The 16,154-nt window shown below is 70.1% G+C and carries 12 protein-coding genes and 1 tRNA gene; 7 read left to right on the top strand and 6 right to left on the bottom strand.

The genetic code is table 11. The features are described from left to right. Window positions 1–24 precede the first annotated feature (24 nt). The 6 genes from AC1MFI_RS11365 (at window position 25) to AC1MFI_RS11340 (ending at window position 8,415) form a co-directional block, all read left to right on the top strand. A tRNA-Leu gene (locus tag AC1MFI_RS11365) sits at window positions 25–109 on the top strand. A gap of 284 nt (window positions 110–393) precedes the next feature. After that, window positions 394–1,110 carry a fasciclin domain-containing protein gene (locus AC1MFI_RS11360; RefSeq protein WP_479816962.1) on the top strand — a complete coding sequence of 239 codons (717 nt, stop codon included), beginning with the start codon at window positions 394–396 and terminating at the stop codon, window positions 1,108–1,110. A gap of 206 nt (window positions 1,111–1,316) precedes the next feature. After that, window positions 1,317–3,008, top strand: coding sequence for an ABC transporter substrate-binding protein (locus tag AC1MFI_RS11355; RefSeq protein WP_479816960.1), 1,692 nt, complete (start codon window positions 1,317–1,319; stop codon window positions 3,006–3,008). A 110-nt stretch (window positions 3,009–3,118) separates the two neighbouring features. Continuing rightward, on the top strand, window positions 3,119–4,612 hold the full coding sequence (locus AC1MFI_RS11350) for a malate:quinone oxidoreductase (protein WP_479816957.1): 1,494 nt from the start codon (window positions 3,119–3,121) through the stop codon (window positions 4,610–4,612). Window positions 4,613–4,664: 52 nt separating this feature from the next. Further along, window positions 4,665–7,802 (top strand): efflux RND transporter permease subunit, encoded by a 3,138-nt coding sequence (locus AC1MFI_RS11345; protein WP_479816955.1) that lies wholly within the window; start codon window positions 4,665–4,667, stop codon window positions 7,800–7,802. A gap of 88 nt (window positions 7,803–7,890) precedes the next feature. Next, on the top strand, window positions 7,891–8,415 hold the full coding sequence (locus tag AC1MFI_RS11340; RefSeq protein WP_479816952.1) for a MarR family winged helix-turn-helix transcriptional regulator: 525 nt from the start codon (window positions 7,891–7,893) through the stop codon (window positions 8,413–8,415). Window positions 8,416–8,440: 25 nt separating this feature from the next. Here AC1MFI_RS11340 and AC1MFI_RS11335 read toward each other — a convergent pair whose 3' ends face one another. Next, window positions 8,441–9,244 (bottom strand): transglutaminase-like domain-containing protein, encoded by an 804-nt coding sequence (locus AC1MFI_RS11335; RefSeq protein ID WP_479816950.1) that lies wholly within the window; start codon window positions 9,242–9,244, stop codon window positions 8,441–8,443. Window positions 9,245–9,363: 119 nt separating this feature from the next. On the opposite strand from AC1MFI_RS11335, the gene AC1MFI_RS11330 reads away from it, so the two are divergent. Continuing rightward, window positions 9,364–10,284 (top strand): oxidoreductase, encoded by a 921-nt coding sequence (locus tag AC1MFI_RS11330; RefSeq protein ID WP_479816947.1) that lies wholly within the window; start codon window positions 9,364–9,366, stop codon window positions 10,282–10,284. A 6-nt stretch (window positions 10,285–10,290) separates the two neighbouring features. Here the strand turns inward: AC1MFI_RS11330 and AC1MFI_RS11325 are convergent, their stop codons facing one another. The 5 genes from AC1MFI_RS11325 to nadA all read right to left on the bottom strand — a co-directional run bounded on the left by AC1MFI_RS11325 (window position 10,291) and on the right by nadA (window position 16,126). After that, entirely contained in the window at window positions 10,291–11,007 is a 717-nt protein-coding gene (locus AC1MFI_RS11325) for a hypothetical protein (RefSeq protein ID WP_479816944.1), read from the bottom strand. 91 nt (window positions 11,008–11,098) lie between these two features. Then, window positions 11,099–12,271 (bottom strand): cysteine desulfurase family protein, encoded by a 1,173-nt coding sequence (locus AC1MFI_RS11320; RefSeq protein ID WP_479816942.1) that lies wholly within the window; start codon window positions 12,269–12,271, stop codon window positions 11,099–11,101. Next, a complete protein-coding gene (nadC, locus tag AC1MFI_RS11315) occupies window positions 12,268–13,158 on the bottom strand; it encodes a carboxylating nicotinate-nucleotide diphosphorylase (RefSeq protein WP_479820857.1) in 891 nt (296 codons plus the stop codon). Before nadC ends, AC1MFI_RS11320 begins: the two co-directional genes overlap by 4 nt. 32 nt (window positions 13,159–13,190) lie before the next feature. Further along, window positions 13,191–14,846, bottom strand: a complete 1,656-nt coding sequence (gene nadB / locus AC1MFI_RS11310; RefSeq protein ID WP_479816940.1) for an L-aspartate oxidase — start codon at window positions 14,844–14,846, stop codon at window positions 13,191–13,193. Next, window positions 14,843–16,126, bottom strand: a complete 1,284-nt coding sequence (gene nadA, locus AC1MFI_RS11305) for a quinolinate synthase NadA (RefSeq protein ID WP_479816939.1) — start codon at window positions 16,124–16,126, stop codon at window positions 14,843–14,845. The genes nadB and nadA overlap by 4 nt, the downstream gene beginning before the upstream one ends. Between the last annotated feature and the right edge of the window lie 28 nt (window positions 16,127–16,154).

The following is a 16,154-nucleotide window of genomic DNA, read 5'->3' as shown; positions in this document are numbered from 1 at the left end:
ATGCACCCGGTCGGGTGCATCCGAGCGCGAGTGGCGGAATTGGCAGACGCGCTGGATTTAGGTTCCAGTGTCTTCGGACGTAGGGGTTCAAGTCCCCTCTTGCGCACCACGAGCACCACGGCACCCGTCGTCGGACGGGTGGAGGAGCCCCGCCGGGCCCGGAGGCCCGGCGGGGCTTTTTCTCTGCCCTGAACCGCTGTCGGCTGCATCACCGCAGGTCACGGCCAGGTCACGAATGAAGACCTCGGAGACGCGGCGGAATTTTTCCTGGAGATCCAACCCATCCACCCCCACCGGGCGCCCGAAGTAACTGTGAGACATCGACACGATGTGTTTCACCGGAAACCACTGACCACAGGCACCCGCCGGGTCCCATCTATGGAGGAAAATCTCATGGAAATCACCAAGCGCAGGAACCTCTCGATCCTCGGGATCGCAGCAGTCTCGATGTTCGGTCTCGCAGCCTGTGGAGGCGGCGAGGAAGCAGCGTCCGAGGCCACCCCGAGCAGCATGGCCAGCGAGAGCAGCATGGCCAGCGAGTCGGCATCCCCCGAGGCGTCCGAGAGCATGAGCCCCTCGGCGTCGGCCGACGTCATGATGGACCCCGCCGCCAACCTCGTCGGCCCCGGCTGCGCCGGCTACGCCGAGACGGTCCCCGACGGCGCAGGATCGGTCGCCGGCATGGCCCTGGACCCCGTAGCCACCGCCGCCTCCAACAACCCCATCCTCACCCAGCTCACCGCAGCCGTCTCCGGCGGGATCAACCCCGACGTCGACCTCGTCGACACCCTCAACGGCGGCGAGTTCACCGTCTTCGCACCCGTCGACGAGGCCTTCGCCGCCCTGCCCGCCGAGGCCGTCGAAGGACTCAAGACCGACACCGAGGGCCTCAGCAGCATCCTCACCTACCACGTCGTCCCCGGCAAGATCCAGCCCGCCGAACTCGAGGGCACCACCCAGACCACCGTCCAGGGCGCCACCCTGGAGGTCACCGGATCCGGCCAGGAACTCATGGTCAACGACGCCAACGTGATCTGCGGCGGCGTCCAGACCGCCAACGCCGTCGTCTACCTCATCGACACCGTCATGATGCCCCCCGCAGCGGGCTGAGGACACCTGACCTCCCTGGTTCAGTCCTCTAACGTGTTCCAGGGACCACGGACGGACCCTCCCCCTTCGGGGTGGAGGGTCCGTTCCTGTCTCCGGGCATGGCGCGTTCCTCCATGGAACGTTCACGGCCATCGCCTAGACTTGGGCATTCCAGACACCCGGGATCCTACGGACCGGGCTCCCCCTGCCTCTCGGAGATCGAACCTGTGAAGACCCCTGCCGCGCGCAACACCCGCAACGGACGCGGGGCACGCGGCAGGATCGCGCTGGCAGCAGTGCTCGCATCGGCGGTGTCGCTCGTCTCCTGCACCACGGGCGAGGTCGCACCACCGCAACCGACGGCGACGACGTCGGCGGCCGCCGCGTCCACCGACCTGTCCACCTTCACCTTCGGCACCGCCTCCGATCCCCGCACCCTGGACCCGGCGCTCGCCAACGACACCGAGTCCTACCGCGTGACGCAGCAGATGATGCAGGGGCTCGTGGGCGTCGATCCCCTCACCTCCGAGCCGACCGCCCTGCTCGCCGAGTCATGGCGGGAGCAGGACGACGGGCGTGCCTACGAGTTCACGCTCCGGCAGGACGTCGTCTTCCACGACGGCGAGCCGTTCGATGCCGCAGCCGTCTGCGCCAACTTCGACCGCTGGTACACCACCCCCGTCGAAGTACGGGACGGCACGTCCCGCCTTCCCTTCGAGAACGTGTTCAAGGCGTATTCCGACCGGCCCGACGTGAGCCTGTACGGAGGCTGCGCGGCGACGGAGCAGTACACCGTCGTCGTGCGGCTCAGTGGCAGGATCACCGGACTGGTCCCGGCACTCGGCGCCCCCGCCTTCGCCATGTCTTCTCCCGCGGCCCTCGCACCCGGAGCATGGCAGGACCTCGGCCGGGCACCGGTGGGAACCGGTCCCTTCGAACTCGTCTCCTGGGAGCCGGGCACCGTCGAACTGAAGTCCTTCGACGGTTACTGGGGCGAGCGCGGCGAGGTGGACCGGGTGATCTTCACCACGATCGCCAATGCCGACTCCCGCGCACGTGCCCTCACCTCGGGCCGGATCGACGGCTACGACTTCGTCTCCGTGGACAGCGCTGCGGACCTCGCACGCAACGGACTCCAGTTCCTCCAGCGCGATCCGTACTCCGTGCTGTATCTCGGGATGAACCAGGAGTTCCCGGGTGTCGACAACATCCTCTTCCGCGAGGCCGTCGCCCATGCGGTGGACAAGGACACCCTGATCGAGGGCCGGTTCCTGCAGGGCACCAAGCCGGCGCGCCAGTTCATCCCGGAGAAGCTCGGCGTGGGCAACGACACGGTGGCGGACTACGGGTACGACCTCGACCTCGCCAAGGAGCTGCTCGAGGAATCGGGCTACGACGGGCGCGAGCTTCCCTTCTATTACCCGCGCACTGTCTCCCGGGCCTACCTCCCCTCCCCTGAGAAGGCCTATGCGGAGCTCAGCCGGCAGCTGACCGAGGCAGGCTTCAACATCAAGCCCGTACCCATCGACTGGGCCGACGGCTACGTGGCCGCCGTCCAGGCGTCCGGCGACCGGGCCTTCCACCTCCTGGGCTGGAGCGGGAGCTACCAGGACCCGGACAACTTCGTGGGCGCCCTCTTCGGCAGCTACAGCGACGAGTTCGGCTACGAGGACCCGCAGCTCTTCAGCAAGATCAACCGGGCACGTGGCCTGCCCGCGGGCGAGGAGCGCACGGCCGCGTACGCGGACATCAGTTCGCGGATCTCGGAGAGGATCCCGGCCGTCCCTCTCGCCTTCCCGATCTCTGCACTCGCGATGAGCGCCCGCGTGACGACGTACCCGGTCAGCCCGGTGATGAACGAGGTCTTCAACCGGATCGATCTCGCCGGCGTCGAGCCCCGGCCCGCGCCCTCCGAGTGACCCTTCCGGCGCCTGCGGCCGGGAGCCCGGGGGGCCTCGACGGGGATTTAAGTAAGGTCACTACCAGACGCTAGGCTTTCCCTGCTAGGACCTCGCGACTGGAGACAACGTTGACCACTAAGAATCAGGGCACACCGGCCAAGACCACCGACGTCGTGTTGATCGGCGGCGGGATCATGAGTGCCACGCTCGGTGCCTTCCTGCGTCAGTTCCAGCCCGAGTGGGACATCTCGCTCTTCGAACGCCTCGACGTCGCCGGCCTGGAGAGTTCTGATCCCTGGAACAACGCCGGCACCGGCCACTCGGCCCTGTGCGAGCTGAACTACTCCCCTGCCGGCAAGGACGGGTCCGTGGACCCCGCGAAGGCCGTCGCCATCAACGAGCAGTTCCAGGTCTCGCGGCAGTTCTGGTCGCACATGGTCTCCGAGGGCCACATCGGCGATCCCCGCAGCTTCATCAACCCCGTGCCGCACATGAGCTTCGTCTGGGGCCAGGCGAACGCCGAATACCTGCGCAGGCGCTACGAGGCGCTCAGCACGCAGCCGCTGTTCAGCACCATGGAACACAGCGAGGACCACGACACCATCGCCGGGTGGACCCCGCTGGTCATGAAGGGCCGCAATCCCTCGCAGCCCGTGGCGGCGTCCCGCGTCGAGGGCGGTACCGACGTCGACTTCGGCACCCTGACCCGGCAGCTCACCGTCTATCTGGAGGGCACCGGCGTCGACCTGCACTACGGCTTCGACGTGCTCGACGTCTCACGGGCCTCCGACGGCCGCTGGGACGTCAAGGTCAAGAGCAGGGCGACGGGCGAGACCACCACGGTGACCACGAAGTTCGTCTTCATCGGTGCCGGCGGCGGCGCCCTCCACCTCCTGCAGCGCAGCGGCATCCCCGAAGGCCGGGGCTTCGCCGGCTTCCCCGTCTCCGGGCAGTTCCTCCGATGCACCGATGCGGAGCTCGTGGACCAGCACAACGCGAAGGTCTACGGCCAGGCATCGGTCGGCGCGCCGCCCATGTCCGTCCCCCACCTGGACACGCGCTACGTCCAGGGAGAGCGTTCCCTGCTCTTCGGCCCGTACGCCGGATTCTCCACCAAGTTCCTCAAGCGCGGATCCTACCTGGACCTCCCGTCGTCCATCCGCACCTCGAATCTCGTGCCGATGCTCGCCGTGGCCAAGGACAACATGTCGCTGACCAAGTACCTCATCACCGAGGTGCTGAAGAACCGCGATGCGAAGAACGAGTCGCTCAACGAGTTCCTGCCGTCCGCCGAGGGCGGCAGCTGGGAACTGATCTCGGCCGGGCAGCGTGTACAGGTCATCAAGAAGGCACCGAAGAAGGGTGGCGTGCTGCAGTTCGGCACCGAGGTCATCACCTCGGCCGACGGCACGGTGGGAGCCCTCCTCGGAGCATCGCCCGGCGCCTCCACGGCTGCCCCGATCATGGTCGAACTGCTCAAGCGCTGCTTCCCGGCCAGGATGTCCGGCTGGGAGCCGAAGCTGAAGGAGATGCTGCCCGGGTACGGCGTCAAGCTCAACGAGAACCCGTCCCTCGCGTCCGAGGTCCAGTCCCTGACGGATCGGGTCCTCAAGCTCAGGTAGCACCAGGCGGAGCAAGCCGGCCGGTCAACCGTCAGTATCGAAGGCAGGTTCCTTGTTCCGTCTGGCTCAGCTCTCCCTGGCTAACCGGGCGCTCATCGCGCTCATCACCATCCTCGCCTCGGTCTTCGGCGTCATCACGCTCGGATCGCTGAAGCAGGAGCTCATCCCCTCGCTCGAGTTCCCCCAGATCACGGTACTGTCCACCGTGCAGGGAGCTTCGCCCGAGTACCTCGACCAGCAGGTCAGCGAGCCGCTCGAGGCCGCCCTGAGCGGAGTCGAGGGCCTCGAGTCCTCGTCGTCCACCTCGCGCACCGGCGTCTCGACCGTCAGCCTCGTGTTCGTCTACGGCACCAACCTCGACCGGGCGCGCGCCCAGGTGGACCGGGCGATCTCGACGGTGCGCCCCACGCTGCCGGAGGACGTCGAACCCCAGGCCCTCGCCGGCAGCATCAGCGACCTGCCCATCGTGTTCATGGCGGTGTCCTCGGACCAGTCGCTCAGCGAACTGAACGGCGACCTCGCGCGGCTGACCGTCCCCCGCCTGCAGAAGATCGACGGTGTCCGTACCGCCGACGTCTCCGGGGGGACCACCCAGCACGTCGCGGTGCTCCCCAGGAGCGGCGCCCTCGCGGTGGCAGGGCTGACGGTCGGCGATCTGACCAGCACGCTCGAGGACAACGGAGCGCTCTTCCCCGTGGGGACGCTCGAGGAGGACCCGCGGTCCCTGACCATCCAGGCGGGCAGCCGGATCGGCTCCCTCGAGGACATCGAGGCGCTGCCGGTCCTGCCGTCGTCGGGCAGCGCACCCTCGGGCCCGGCGGTCACGATCGGCGAGCTCGCGGAGGTCGCCCTGGCCGACGACGAAGCCACCTCCGTGACCCGCACCAACGGCGTGGAGACGCTAGCGCTGACGGTGACGAAGGTACCCGACGGCGACACCGTGGAGATCTCGCAGGAGATCGTGGCCCTCGTCCCCGATCTCGAGGCGGAGCTGGGCAACGCGGCGGACATCACGGTGGTGTTCGACCAGGCGCCGTTCATCGAACGCAGCATCGACGACCTCACCACCGAGGGCATCCTGGGCCTCGGATTCGCCGTCCTCATCATCCTCGTCTTCCTCCTCTCGGTCCGCTCCACCCTCGTCACCGCCATCTCGATCCCGCTGTCGCTCCTCATCACGTTCATCGGGCTCTATGCCGCGGGATACTCCCTCAACCTGCTGACGCTGGGTGCACTGACCATCGCCATCGGACGCGTCGTGGACGACTCGATCGTGGTCATCGAGAACATCAAACGGCACCTCGGCTACGGCGAGGAGAAGCGCGAGGCCATCCTGACGGCAGTACGGGAGGTGGCCGGGGCCATCACGGCGTCGACCCTGACCACCGTTGCCGTCTTCGCGCCCATCGGGTTCGTCGGAGGCCTCGCCGGCGAGCTGTTCCGGCCCTTCGCCGTCACGACGGGCATCGCCCTCCTGGCGTCCCTCGCCGTCTCGCTGACCATCGTTCCCGTCCTCGCCTACTGGTTCCTGCCGCGGACGTCGCCGGGCAGCCGCGGGGCACGCCATGCCGTGACGGTCCCGGAGGACAGCACCGTCGAGGCTCCGCTCGCGGAACGTCCGTCCCGCCTCCAGCGCGGCTACCTCCCCATCCTCGCGGGAACCCAACGCCACCCCGTCGTCACGCTCGTCGGTGGGCTGATCATCCTCGGCGCCACCGCCGCGATGGTCCCGTTCCTCCCCACGAACCTCCTCGGTGGCTCCGGCCAGAACAGCTTCTCCATCACGCAGACCCTCACCCCGGGGACGAGCCTCGCCACGACCACCGAGGCAGCCGGCCGTACGGAGGAGGTGCTGGCCGACGTGCCCGAGATCCGCGACGTCCAGCTGACGGTCGGCAACGCCGACGGGGCCTTCGCCGCCCGGTTCTCCGGCGGAGCCTCGGTGGCGACCTTCACGGTGATCACCGAGGAGGATGCGGACCAGGAAGCGCTGCAGGAGTCCGTGCGCCAGGACCTCGAAGAACTGCAGGACGCCGGCACCTTCTCCCTGTCGAGCCAGCAGGGAGGCTTCGGAACCTCCAGCACCATCGACATCGATATCACCGCTCCGGTCGCCGAGGACCTCGAGACCGCGAACGCCGCCGTGCTCGACGGCATGCAGGGACTCGACGGCGCCGGAGAGGTCACGAGCAACCTCTCGGCCGCGCAGCCGCAGGTCCAGGTCGATGTGGACCGGGCCGCCGCCGTGGGCGCCGGCCTGAGCGAGGGGCAGATCGCCGGCCTCCTCGGGGGAAGCATCAGCCCGGTCCCGGCGGGTTCCGTGCGATTCGAAGCGGACGATTTCCCGGTGCTGATCGGCGAGGGTACGCCGATCACGAGCCTCGACCAGCTCCGTACCCTCCAGATCCCGACGGCCCGGGGCCCCGTCCCGCTGTCCGCCGTGGCATCGGTCGAGGAGGTCCAGGTACCGCTCTCGGTCACGAGCACGAACGGGGAGCGGACGGCACGGGTGTCCATCACGCCCGCCGGTGACGACCTCGGCACCCTGACGACGGCGGTGAACGAACGCCTCGACGGCATCGACCTGCCCGACGGTGCGACCGCCACGGTCGGCGGAGCGTCCACCCAGCAGGCGGAATCCTTCGGCCAGCTGTTCCTTGCACTCTGGGCCGCCGTCGCCATCGTCTACGTCATCATGGTCGCGACGTTCAAGAGCCTCGTGCAGCCGCTGATCCTGCTCGTGTCGATCCCCTTCGCCGCCACGGGTGCCATCGCCCTCCTGCTGATCACGCGCATCCCGCTGGGGCTGCCCTCGCTCATCGGCATGCTCATGCTCGTGGGCATCGTGGTCACCAACGCGATCGTGCTGATCGACCTCATCAACCAGTACCGCCTGCCCCGCAACGGGATGCCCGGCCTCCGGGTCCCGGATGCGATCCGCGAGGGCGCACGGCAGCGACTGCGCCCCATCCTCATGACGGCGCTCGCCACCGTCTTCGCGCTGACACCGATGGCCCTCGGACTGACCGGCGAGGGAGGATTCATCTCGCAGCCGCTCGCCGTCGTCGTGATCGGTGGACTCGTGTCCTCGACCGCGCTGACACTCATCCTCGTCCCGGTGCTCTACCGGCTCATCGAGGGCCGCCGCGAGGAACGGGCACTGCGCCGCGGGGGCAGCGCAGCACCCTGACACGGCTGTCCGACGGCACCTCGGGAGCGTATACTAGATGCAAATGTATCTAAATGCCGGCGGTGCCGGCAGGAGGCCGGGAGCAGCCATGGCTGACCAGATGGACACCCACGCGCAGCTCAGCGGCGCCCCGGCAGCCGCCGACGGTGATGCGGGCACAGGCGGGCCCACCCCCTCCTCGGTGCGGCAGGCGTCCGAGACCTGGGAGTCGCTGTTCCGGGCACAGGTGGGCGTGATGCGCCGCATCCGGCAGGATCCGGTCTTCCGGGAGCTGCCCATCGGGGAGTACGACGTCCTGTTCAACCTGAGCCGCTGCCCGACCGGCTGGACCCGCCTGAACGAACTCAACAACCACCTCCTGATCAGCCAGCCGAGCCTCAGCCGCATGGTGGATCGCCTCGAGGCGAAGAACCTGGTGCGGAAGCGGCCGGCGGAGAATGATCAGCGCGGCGTCGAACTGGCGCTGACGGACGAGGGCAGGGCACTGCAGCGGCGGATCGGTGCCGCCCATGTGCAACGGATCCAGGAGGTGCTGGCACCGGTCCTCGGGCCGGCCGAGATGGATCAGCTCAGGGCGCTGACGGACAGGATCAATGCAGGCCTCGGGCAGTGAGCCCCGGAACGGAGCGCCGTCGGGCTCAGCCCAGCGCCAGCCGCTCGGCGGCGTACTCCACGGGGAGCTCATCCACCGTGGCGGTCACCGACAGGCTGGAGAGTTGCAGCGCGCCCCCGATCGTCGAGAGGAACGCCGTGTCCGTCGCGTCCCTCCCGGTCGCGATGCGCAGCATCGAGGCGCGCGGCGCAAGACCGGTCGCGTCGACCACGTGCCATGCCCCGTCCACCCAGGCCTCGACGACGGCGTGGAAATCCATCGGGCTCAGACCGGGCGCGTAGACGGATACGAGGCGTGCAGGGATATCCCGGGCCCTCAGGAGGGCGATCACGAGATGCGCGTAGTCCCGGCAGACTCCCCTGCGGGCCAGGAGTGTGTCCACGGCGCTGTCCGTGAAGCGCGAGGACCCCGAGACATAGGACAGCTCCGCGGCCACCCAGTCCCGTACGGCCTGCACGAGGTCCGCACCCTGTACGTCCGGGAACTGGGCGTAGGCCGTGGGCAGGATCCTGTCGGATTCGCAGTAGCGGCTCGGACGGACGTAGCGCACCAGGTCGACGTCGTCCCTGGGCGCGGCCGCCGCCGAGCCGGTGACGGTCGCCCGGTACCGGACGTCGAGCGACGCGGCGTCGGGGGTGGTGAGCAGATGCAGCCTCGTGCCGTCCCCGTCCTCCCGCTCGCGGAGGTCCGCCGGGCGTCCGTCGACGAGCACCGACAGCTCCTCCTCCACCGCCTCGTAACCGGCCGGGCCCGCCACGGCGATCGACAGGACCACCTCGGTGCCCGCCGTCGTCACGGCAACCAGATCGGCGGAGACGGTACGTCGCATGGTTCGTTGCTCCCGGTAGGCGGCTGGATCGCCTCCAACTCTATGCTGTTGCGGGGCGGTAACCTCCGACGTCGGCGGGCACCACGGCCCGGCAGGACGAACCAGCAGGAAGGAACACCATGAGCGACTTCACAGCGGATGCCATCGGCGATCTGACGGGCAGGCGCGTGGTCATCACCGGCGCCAACAGCGGGCTGGGACTCCAGACCGCCGTCGGGCTCGCACGGAAGGGCGCCGAGGTGGTGCTCGCGTGCCGGAACGGACAGCGAGGGCGCGAGGCGGAGCAGACGGTCCGCTCGCTGGCCGGCACCGAGCAGGTCGAGGCGCGCACTCTCGATCTCGCGAGCCTCGCTTCCATCCGTGATTTCGCGGCCGGCCTCAGCGGGCCGGTCCACGTCCTCGTCAACAACGCCGGAGTGATGGCCACCCCGAAGTCCACGACGGCGGACGGCTTCGAACTGCAGTTCGGCACCAACCACCTCGGCCACTTCGCGCTGACGGGCCTGTTGCTGCCGAACCTCCACGAGGCCCGATCCGCGCGTGTCGTCACACTCTCCAGCCTCGCCCACAAGCGGGGACGCATCGATTTCGACGACCTGCAGTCGGAGCGGGGCTACCGCCGGTGGCGGGCGTACGGGCAGAGCAAGATCGCCAACCTCTACTTCATGGTGGAACTCGACAGGCGAGCGAGGGCAGCGGGCTGGGACCTGACCTCGGTGGCGGCACATCCCGGCCTGGCGAACACGAACCTCACGGCGGGGATGCAGGCGCCGGCCGTGCTCGACGTCTTCGGCGGCTTCTTCAGGCTCATGGGCCAGTCCGATGCCGAGGGCGCCCTGCCCACGCTGTACGCCGCCACTGCACCGGACGTCAGGGGTGGCGACTACTACGGTCCGTCCGGCCCCGGTGAGACCCGCGGCGCCCCCCGCCTCGTCGCTCCGGTGCCCCGGGTGCTGGATCGGGACACCGCCGCGCGGCTCTGGAACCGTAGTGTCGAGCTGACCGGGGTCGACTACGCGGCCCTGCAGCCGGCGGGCTGATGCGGCCTAGGCGGGGCGCGGTGCAGCGATCCTGAGGGACTGGATCATCTGGCGGATGGTCGCGAACTCGGGGGTGCCGTAGTACGCCTCCGCCTCCCCGATGGTCCCGAAGGACACCGTCTGCGGCCCGGTGTTCGCCGGCGCCTTCGGTACCAGCACCTCGAGGTCGCCGAAACTGACCCGCCCGAGCCCCTCGCCGCCCTGCACGGTGTTCGGCAGCGCGCAGGCCAGTCCGTCCGCACCGCCCAGCTGGTCCGTGATGCCGAACGCGCCGAAGAAGCGGAATCCCGTGATCAGCCGGACCACGAAGCGGGGCTCGATGTCCGACGCGGCCGGCGGTTCGCCGGTCAGGTCGAGCGGCTCGCTGCCGATGACGTAGTAGGGCGTCCTCTCCGCCTCCGGGCAGGGGGCCTCGGCGGTCTGGATGCCGGAGTGCAGTTCGGCGGCGGTGGTTCCCTCGGGGGTGCGGACGGCGTAGTGCAGCGAGTCGGGGGCGTAGGCACCGGGTTCGGGCTGCAGCGGCTGCACCAGCCAGTCCCGTGGAAGCTCGAAGCTCACGAGCCGGGCGGGATCGGTGAAGACCTTCCACCCCTCCCGCGCCTCGCGCAGCGGTTCCGGGGCGGGCTCGGCCGCGGCGGTGGAAGCACGGGCGGACGGCTCGGTGCCTGCCGGCGCCTGGGTACAGGACACCAGGAGACCCCCCGCGAGCGCTGCCGCGGCCATGGTTCGCGCAACGCTCCCCGACCGGCGCTGCGCCCTCCTAGTGGATGCGATCCGCATCGTGTCCCTCCTGGCCGTGTCCGGTGCCGCCAGTCTAGGCGTCGGCCGGTGCGCCGGGGCTACGTGCCGCGCCGAGGGAGCGGACCGTACGGACCGCAGCGATCACGGCGCCGGCCGCCTGCCGGAGGTCCTCGGGTGGCGTGTCCTGCGTCCACGAGAACCGCACGGCGGTGGACGCGGTCTCCTCGTCCACACCGAGCGCCAGCAGCACCTCGGAGGGCTCGTCGGAACCTGCCGCACACGCGGACCCGCTCGAGCAGATGACGCCGCGGCGTTCGAGTTCCAGGAGGACGGCCTCGCCGCTGACTCCGGGAAAGCAGAACGAGGCGAGGTTGGGCAGCCGGTGCTCGGCGTCGCCGGTCAGGACCGCCCCCGGGACGCCGTCGGTGACGGCCTCGCTGAACACGTCCCGGGCAGCACTCGCGGCGTCCGCGGCTCCGGGGAGCGCGCCGTGCGCGAGTTCCAGGGCCCGCGCGAGCCCGACGGCGCCGGCCACGTTCTCCGTGCCCGACCGGCGTCCGCGTTCCTGGCCGCCGCCGTGCAGCACGGCCTCGCACGGCGTGCCCGCCCGGAGGTACAGCAGGCCGATCCCCTTCGGTGTGCCCAGCTTGTGGCCCGAGATGCTGAGGGCCGTGACCCCCAGGCGGTCGACGTCCAGCGGCAGCCAGCCCGCGGCCTGCACGGCGTCGGTGTGGAAGGGCACGCCGGCGCGGTGGCAGACGGCAGCCAGCGCCGGGATGTCCTGGACCGTGCCCACCTCGTTGTTGGCGTACATGAGGGTGCACAGGGTCGTGCCGACCTCCAGGGCCGAGGCCAGCGCCGCCGGGGAGATGAGGCCCGTGTCCGAGACCGGCACGATCGTGACGCGGAACCCGTGGAACGTCCGGAGGTAGGCCAGGGCCTCCAGCACCGCCGGGTGCTCGATGGCGCTCGTGACGATGTGGCGCTCGCGCGGTGCGGCCAGGGCGATGCCTTTGAGGGCGAGGTTGTCGGCCTCGGTGCCGCCCGACGTGAAGATGATTTCGGAGGGCCTGCAGCCGAGCAGCACCGCGATGCGGGAGCGTGCCCGCGAGAAGTGCGCCGCGGCGGCCTCACCATAGGTGTGGTGGCTCGACGGATTGCCGAAGGTCGCCGTCAGGAGGGGCCACATCTCCTCGAGGACCTCGCGCCGTGCCGGCGCCGTGGCGGCGGCGTCCAGGTAGATCATGGACGTGCCGACGCCGCGGTGGGCTGGGGAGCGAAGTCCAGGCCGAGGTCGAGGGACCGGACGCTGTGCGTGAGGGCGCCCGCGGAGATGATGTCGACGCCCGTCGCCGCGATGGCCGCGACCGTGTCCAGCCCGACGTTGCCGCTGGCTTCGGTGAGGGCGCTTCTCCCGATCAGGCGCACACCCTCCGCGAGATCGTCGAGAGTGAAGTTGTCGAGCATGATCGTGTCCACCCCTGCGGCGAGAACCGGTTCGATCTGGTCCAGCCGGTCCACCTCGACCTCCACGTGGACCGTGTGCGGCAGCCGGTCCCGGACCGCCAGGAGTGCTTCGGTGAGGGCCACGGAACCGTCGACCGCGAGGAGCGCCAGGTGGTTGTCCTTGACCATGACGGCGTCGGAGAGGCTGGAGCGGTGGTTGAAGCCTCCCCCGCATCGGACGGCCCAGCGTTCCAGCACCCTGAGCCCGGGGGTGGTCTTCCGGGTGTCGACGATGCGCGCGCGCGTGCCGGCAGCAGCATCGACGAACGCCCTCGTCATCGTCGCTATGCCACTGAGGCGCTGCGCGATGTTGAGGGCCGTGCGTTCCGCGGTGAGGATACCCGCCGCCGGTCCGCTGATCTCCGCGAGGATGTCGCCGGCGCCGAAGCGGGTGCCGTCCTCCTGCGGGAAGGCCACGCGGATGCGCGGGTCGGTCAGGCGCATCGCGGCCTCGATCGCGGCCGTACCGCAGAGGATCCCCGGTTCGCGCGCCGTGACCGTCGCCGTCGCGGTCCGGCCGGGATCGATGAGCGCCTGGCAGGTGATGTCGCCCCACGGGGCGTCCTCGGCGAGGGCCGCGGCGACGACGGCGTCGATCATGTGTTGCGGCGGCCGTGCGGCCATCATTGTCGTGGCTGACGGGCTGGGTGCGATCCGGGTCATGGCGTTGTTCCTTGGGCTCGTACGTAGGACCGGCTCAGGGCGGGGCGGGAGGCATGGTCGGGCTGGTCCGAGCGGTAGTGGGCTCCACAGGACTCGGCCCTGCCGGTCGCCGCGTGCACGAGGAGCCGCGCACACAGCAGCAGGTTGGCCGCCTCCGGGTCGCAATCCGTCCGGTACGCGGCCAGGTGCTTGCGGGCGAGGTCCAGCCCGTCCCCCGTGCGCAGCACGCCGGCGTGGTCGGACATGAGCGACTGCAGGTCCGCTCGCGTGAAGTCCTGCGTGGCCGTCGCCTCCGCCTCGAGGTCGAGGAACTCGGCGTCGAACCGCGGCGCTCCTCCCCCGCCGTCGACGATCGCCGCCGCGCACCGGGCACCGAAGACGACTCCTTCGAGCAGGCTGTTCGATGCGAGCCGGTTGGCGCCGTGCACGCCGGTGCAGGCCACCTCACCCACTGCGAAGAGTCCGGGGACCGAGGTCCGCCCGTCCGTGTCCGTCCGTACGCCGCCCATCCAGTAGTGGGCTGCCGGAACCACCGGCACCGGGGAGGAGGACCAGTCGAACCCGTACCGGGCGGTCAACGCCGTGAGGAACGGGAAACGGCCCGCCAGGAATGCCCCGCCGAGCGAGGTCGCGTCGAGCCAGACCCGCGCTGCCTGCACCGTGTCCGTATCCCTGGGCGTATCCGTGTCCCTGGCGCGGGCCAGGTGGCGGGCGATGCTGCGGGAGACGACGTCGCGCGGCGCCAGGTCTCCGTCGGGGTGGTAGTCCTCCATGAACGCCCGGCCTCGGCCATCGAGGAGTCGCGCGCCCTCGCCGCGGACGGCTTCGGAGACGAGCGGGTTTCCCGGGACGTCCAGGGAGGTGGGGTGGAACTGGAAGAACTCGAGGTCGGCGACCACGGCGCCTGCCCGCCAGGCCAGGGCCACGCCGTCGCCGGTGGCGATCGCCGGGTTGGTCGTGTGCGCGAAGAGCTGGCCCGCTCCGCCGGTGGCGAGCACCACGGCGTCCGCTCCCACCCGGCGCACCTCCCCGCCCTGGAGCAGTTCGACGCCGGTGGCGCGTGGCGCGTCTCCGGGACGACCATCCAGCAGCACCCGCGTCACGACGGCGTTCTCGAGCACGCGGATCCCCGCGTCGCTGCGCACGGCGGCGACGAGGACGTTTACCAGGCCGGCGCCGGTTGCGTCACCGCGGATGTGCAGGACCCTCGCGGCGGAGTGCGCCGCCTCGCGGCCCAGTGCGGGTGCCACGGATCCGGTCGCGGTGTCGAAGGCCACCCCTGCCTCCTGCAGCGTGCGTATCCCGTCCGCTGCACCCCGGCAGAGGACCGCGACGGCGTGCTGGTCGGCAAGGCCGGCACCGGCCGCGAGCGTGTCCGCGATGTGTGCCTCCACCGTGTCGGCATCCCCCTCCTCCGTCGCGGCGCCCCCCGCCTGTGGCCCGTGGGGTACGACGGCGGCGATACCGCCCTGCGCGTACCTCGTGTTGCTCTCGACGAGGTCCGCCTTGGTCAGCAGCACGACCTCGCAGCCGGCGTCGAGGCGCCGGACCGTGAGCGCCGTCTGCAGCCCGGCGACACCGCCGCCGACGACGACGGCGCGGCGGGCACCGGGACGGGTGCCCGGCCCCCGGACCGGAGGGCGCAGTGTCACGGCTGCACCGCGAGCATGCGGTTCAGGGCGATGCGGGCGTGGGCGGTCACGGCGTCGGGCACCGTGATGCGGTTGAACACCCGGCCCTCGACGAGTCCTTCCAGCACCCAGGCGAGGTACCCGGGGTGGATGCGGTACATCGTCGAACACGGGCAGATGACGGGGTCGAGGCAGAAGATCGTGTGCTCGGGGTACTGCGCCGCGAGCCGGTTCACCATGTTGATCTCCGTACCGACCGCGAAGGTGCTGCCCGGCGCGGCGGCCGCGATCGCCTTCCGGATGTGGTCGGTGGAGCCGGCTTCGTCGGCGGCATCGACCACGGGCATCGGGCACTCGGGGTGCACGATCACGCGTACCCCCGGAAAATCCGCGCGTGCCTTCTCGATCTGCGCGACGGTGAAGCGCTTGTGCACCGAGCAGAAGCCGTGCCAGAGGATCACGCGGGAGTCCCGCAGCGTCTGCTCGTCGGTGCCGCCCCACGGCTTGCGTGGATTCCACATCGGCATCTGCTCCAGCGGCACCCCCATGGCCTTGGCGGTGTTGCGCCCGAGGTGCTGGTCAGGGAAGAACAGGACGCGCTGTCCACGCTGGAACGCCCACTCGAGCACTGCGGCGGCATTCGACGAGGTGCAGACGATCCCGCCGTTCTCGCCGCAGAAGCCCTTGAGCGCGGCGGAGGAGTTCATGTACGTCACGGGGATGACCGGCTGCCTGCCGTCGGCGCCCGGTTCGGATCCGAAGAGCCCGGTGAGCTGGTCCCAGCACTCGGAGACGGAGTCGATGTCCGCCATGTCGGCCATCGAGCAGCCCGCCGCGAGGTTGGGCAGGATGACGGCCTGCTGCGGCGTCGACAGCATGTCCGCGGTCTCCGCCATGAAGTGGACTCCGCAGAAGATGATGGCCTCGGCGGAGGACCGTTCGGTGGCGGCGCGGGCGAGCTGGTAGCTGTCCCCTACGAAGTCCGCGTACTTCACCACTTCGTCGCGCTGGTAGAAGTGCCCGAGGATGACGGCGGATTCGCCGAGGAGCGCTTTCGCCGCGAGGATCCTGCGGTCGAGGTCCTCGGCCGAGGCGGTCCTGTACTCCTCCGGAAGTTCCCCCTGGCGCGGAGTCCCGGGCGGGGCTGCGTCTCCCATGGATGCCCCGGGGCCGTAATCCGGCGTGGGAAGGGCGTCGAAGGACCAGGGATCGCGGGCGAGGTCGGGTGAGCATGTCGAGGTGGACGGGGCCCCTTCCGACTCGTCGCGTGAGATGAGCTGGATGGCGGTGGTGACGGACATGTGCTTCTCCCTGGAGTGGGGCCGGCGT

The sequence above is a fragment of the Arthrobacter sp. BC5 genome (assembly GCF_056680255.1).
Note: the sequence above shows the minus strand (reverse complement) of the source record. Positions and strands in the feature narration are given on the sequence as shown.

What these genes read in the sequence shown, in the direction of transcription:
- AC1MFI_RS11330 (WP_479816947.1), top strand. Translation starts at nt 9,364, where the DNA reads ATGAGCGACTTCACAGCGGATGCCATCGGCGATCTGACGGGCAGGCGC.
- AC1MFI_RS11360 (WP_479816962.1), top strand. Translation starts at nt 394, where the DNA reads ATGGAAATCACCAAGCGCAGGAACCTCTCGATCCTCGGGATCGCAGCA.
- nadA (WP_479816939.1), bottom strand. Translation starts at nt 16,126, where the DNA reads ATGTCCGTCACCACCGCCATCCAGCTCATCTCACGCGACGAGTCGGAA.
- nadC (WP_479820857.1), bottom strand. Translation starts at nt 13,158, where the DNA reads ATGATGGCCGCACGGCCGCCGCAACACATGATCGACGCCGTCGTCGCC.
- AC1MFI_RS11325 (WP_479816944.1), bottom strand. Translation starts at nt 11,007, where the DNA reads ATGGCCGCGGCAGCGCTCGCGGGGGGTCTCCTGGTGTCCTGTACCCAG.
- AC1MFI_RS11320 (WP_479816942.1), bottom strand. Translation starts at nt 12,271, where the DNA reads ATGATCTACCTGGACGCCGCCGCCACGGCGCCGGCACGGCGCGAGGTC.
- AC1MFI_RS11335 (WP_479816950.1), bottom strand. Translation starts at nt 9,244, where the DNA reads ATGCGACGTACCGTCTCCGCCGATCTGGTTGCCGTGACGACGGCGGGC.
- AC1MFI_RS11340 (WP_479816952.1), top strand. Translation starts at nt 7,891, where the DNA reads ATGGCTGACCAGATGGACACCCACGCGCAGCTCAGCGGCGCCCCGGCA.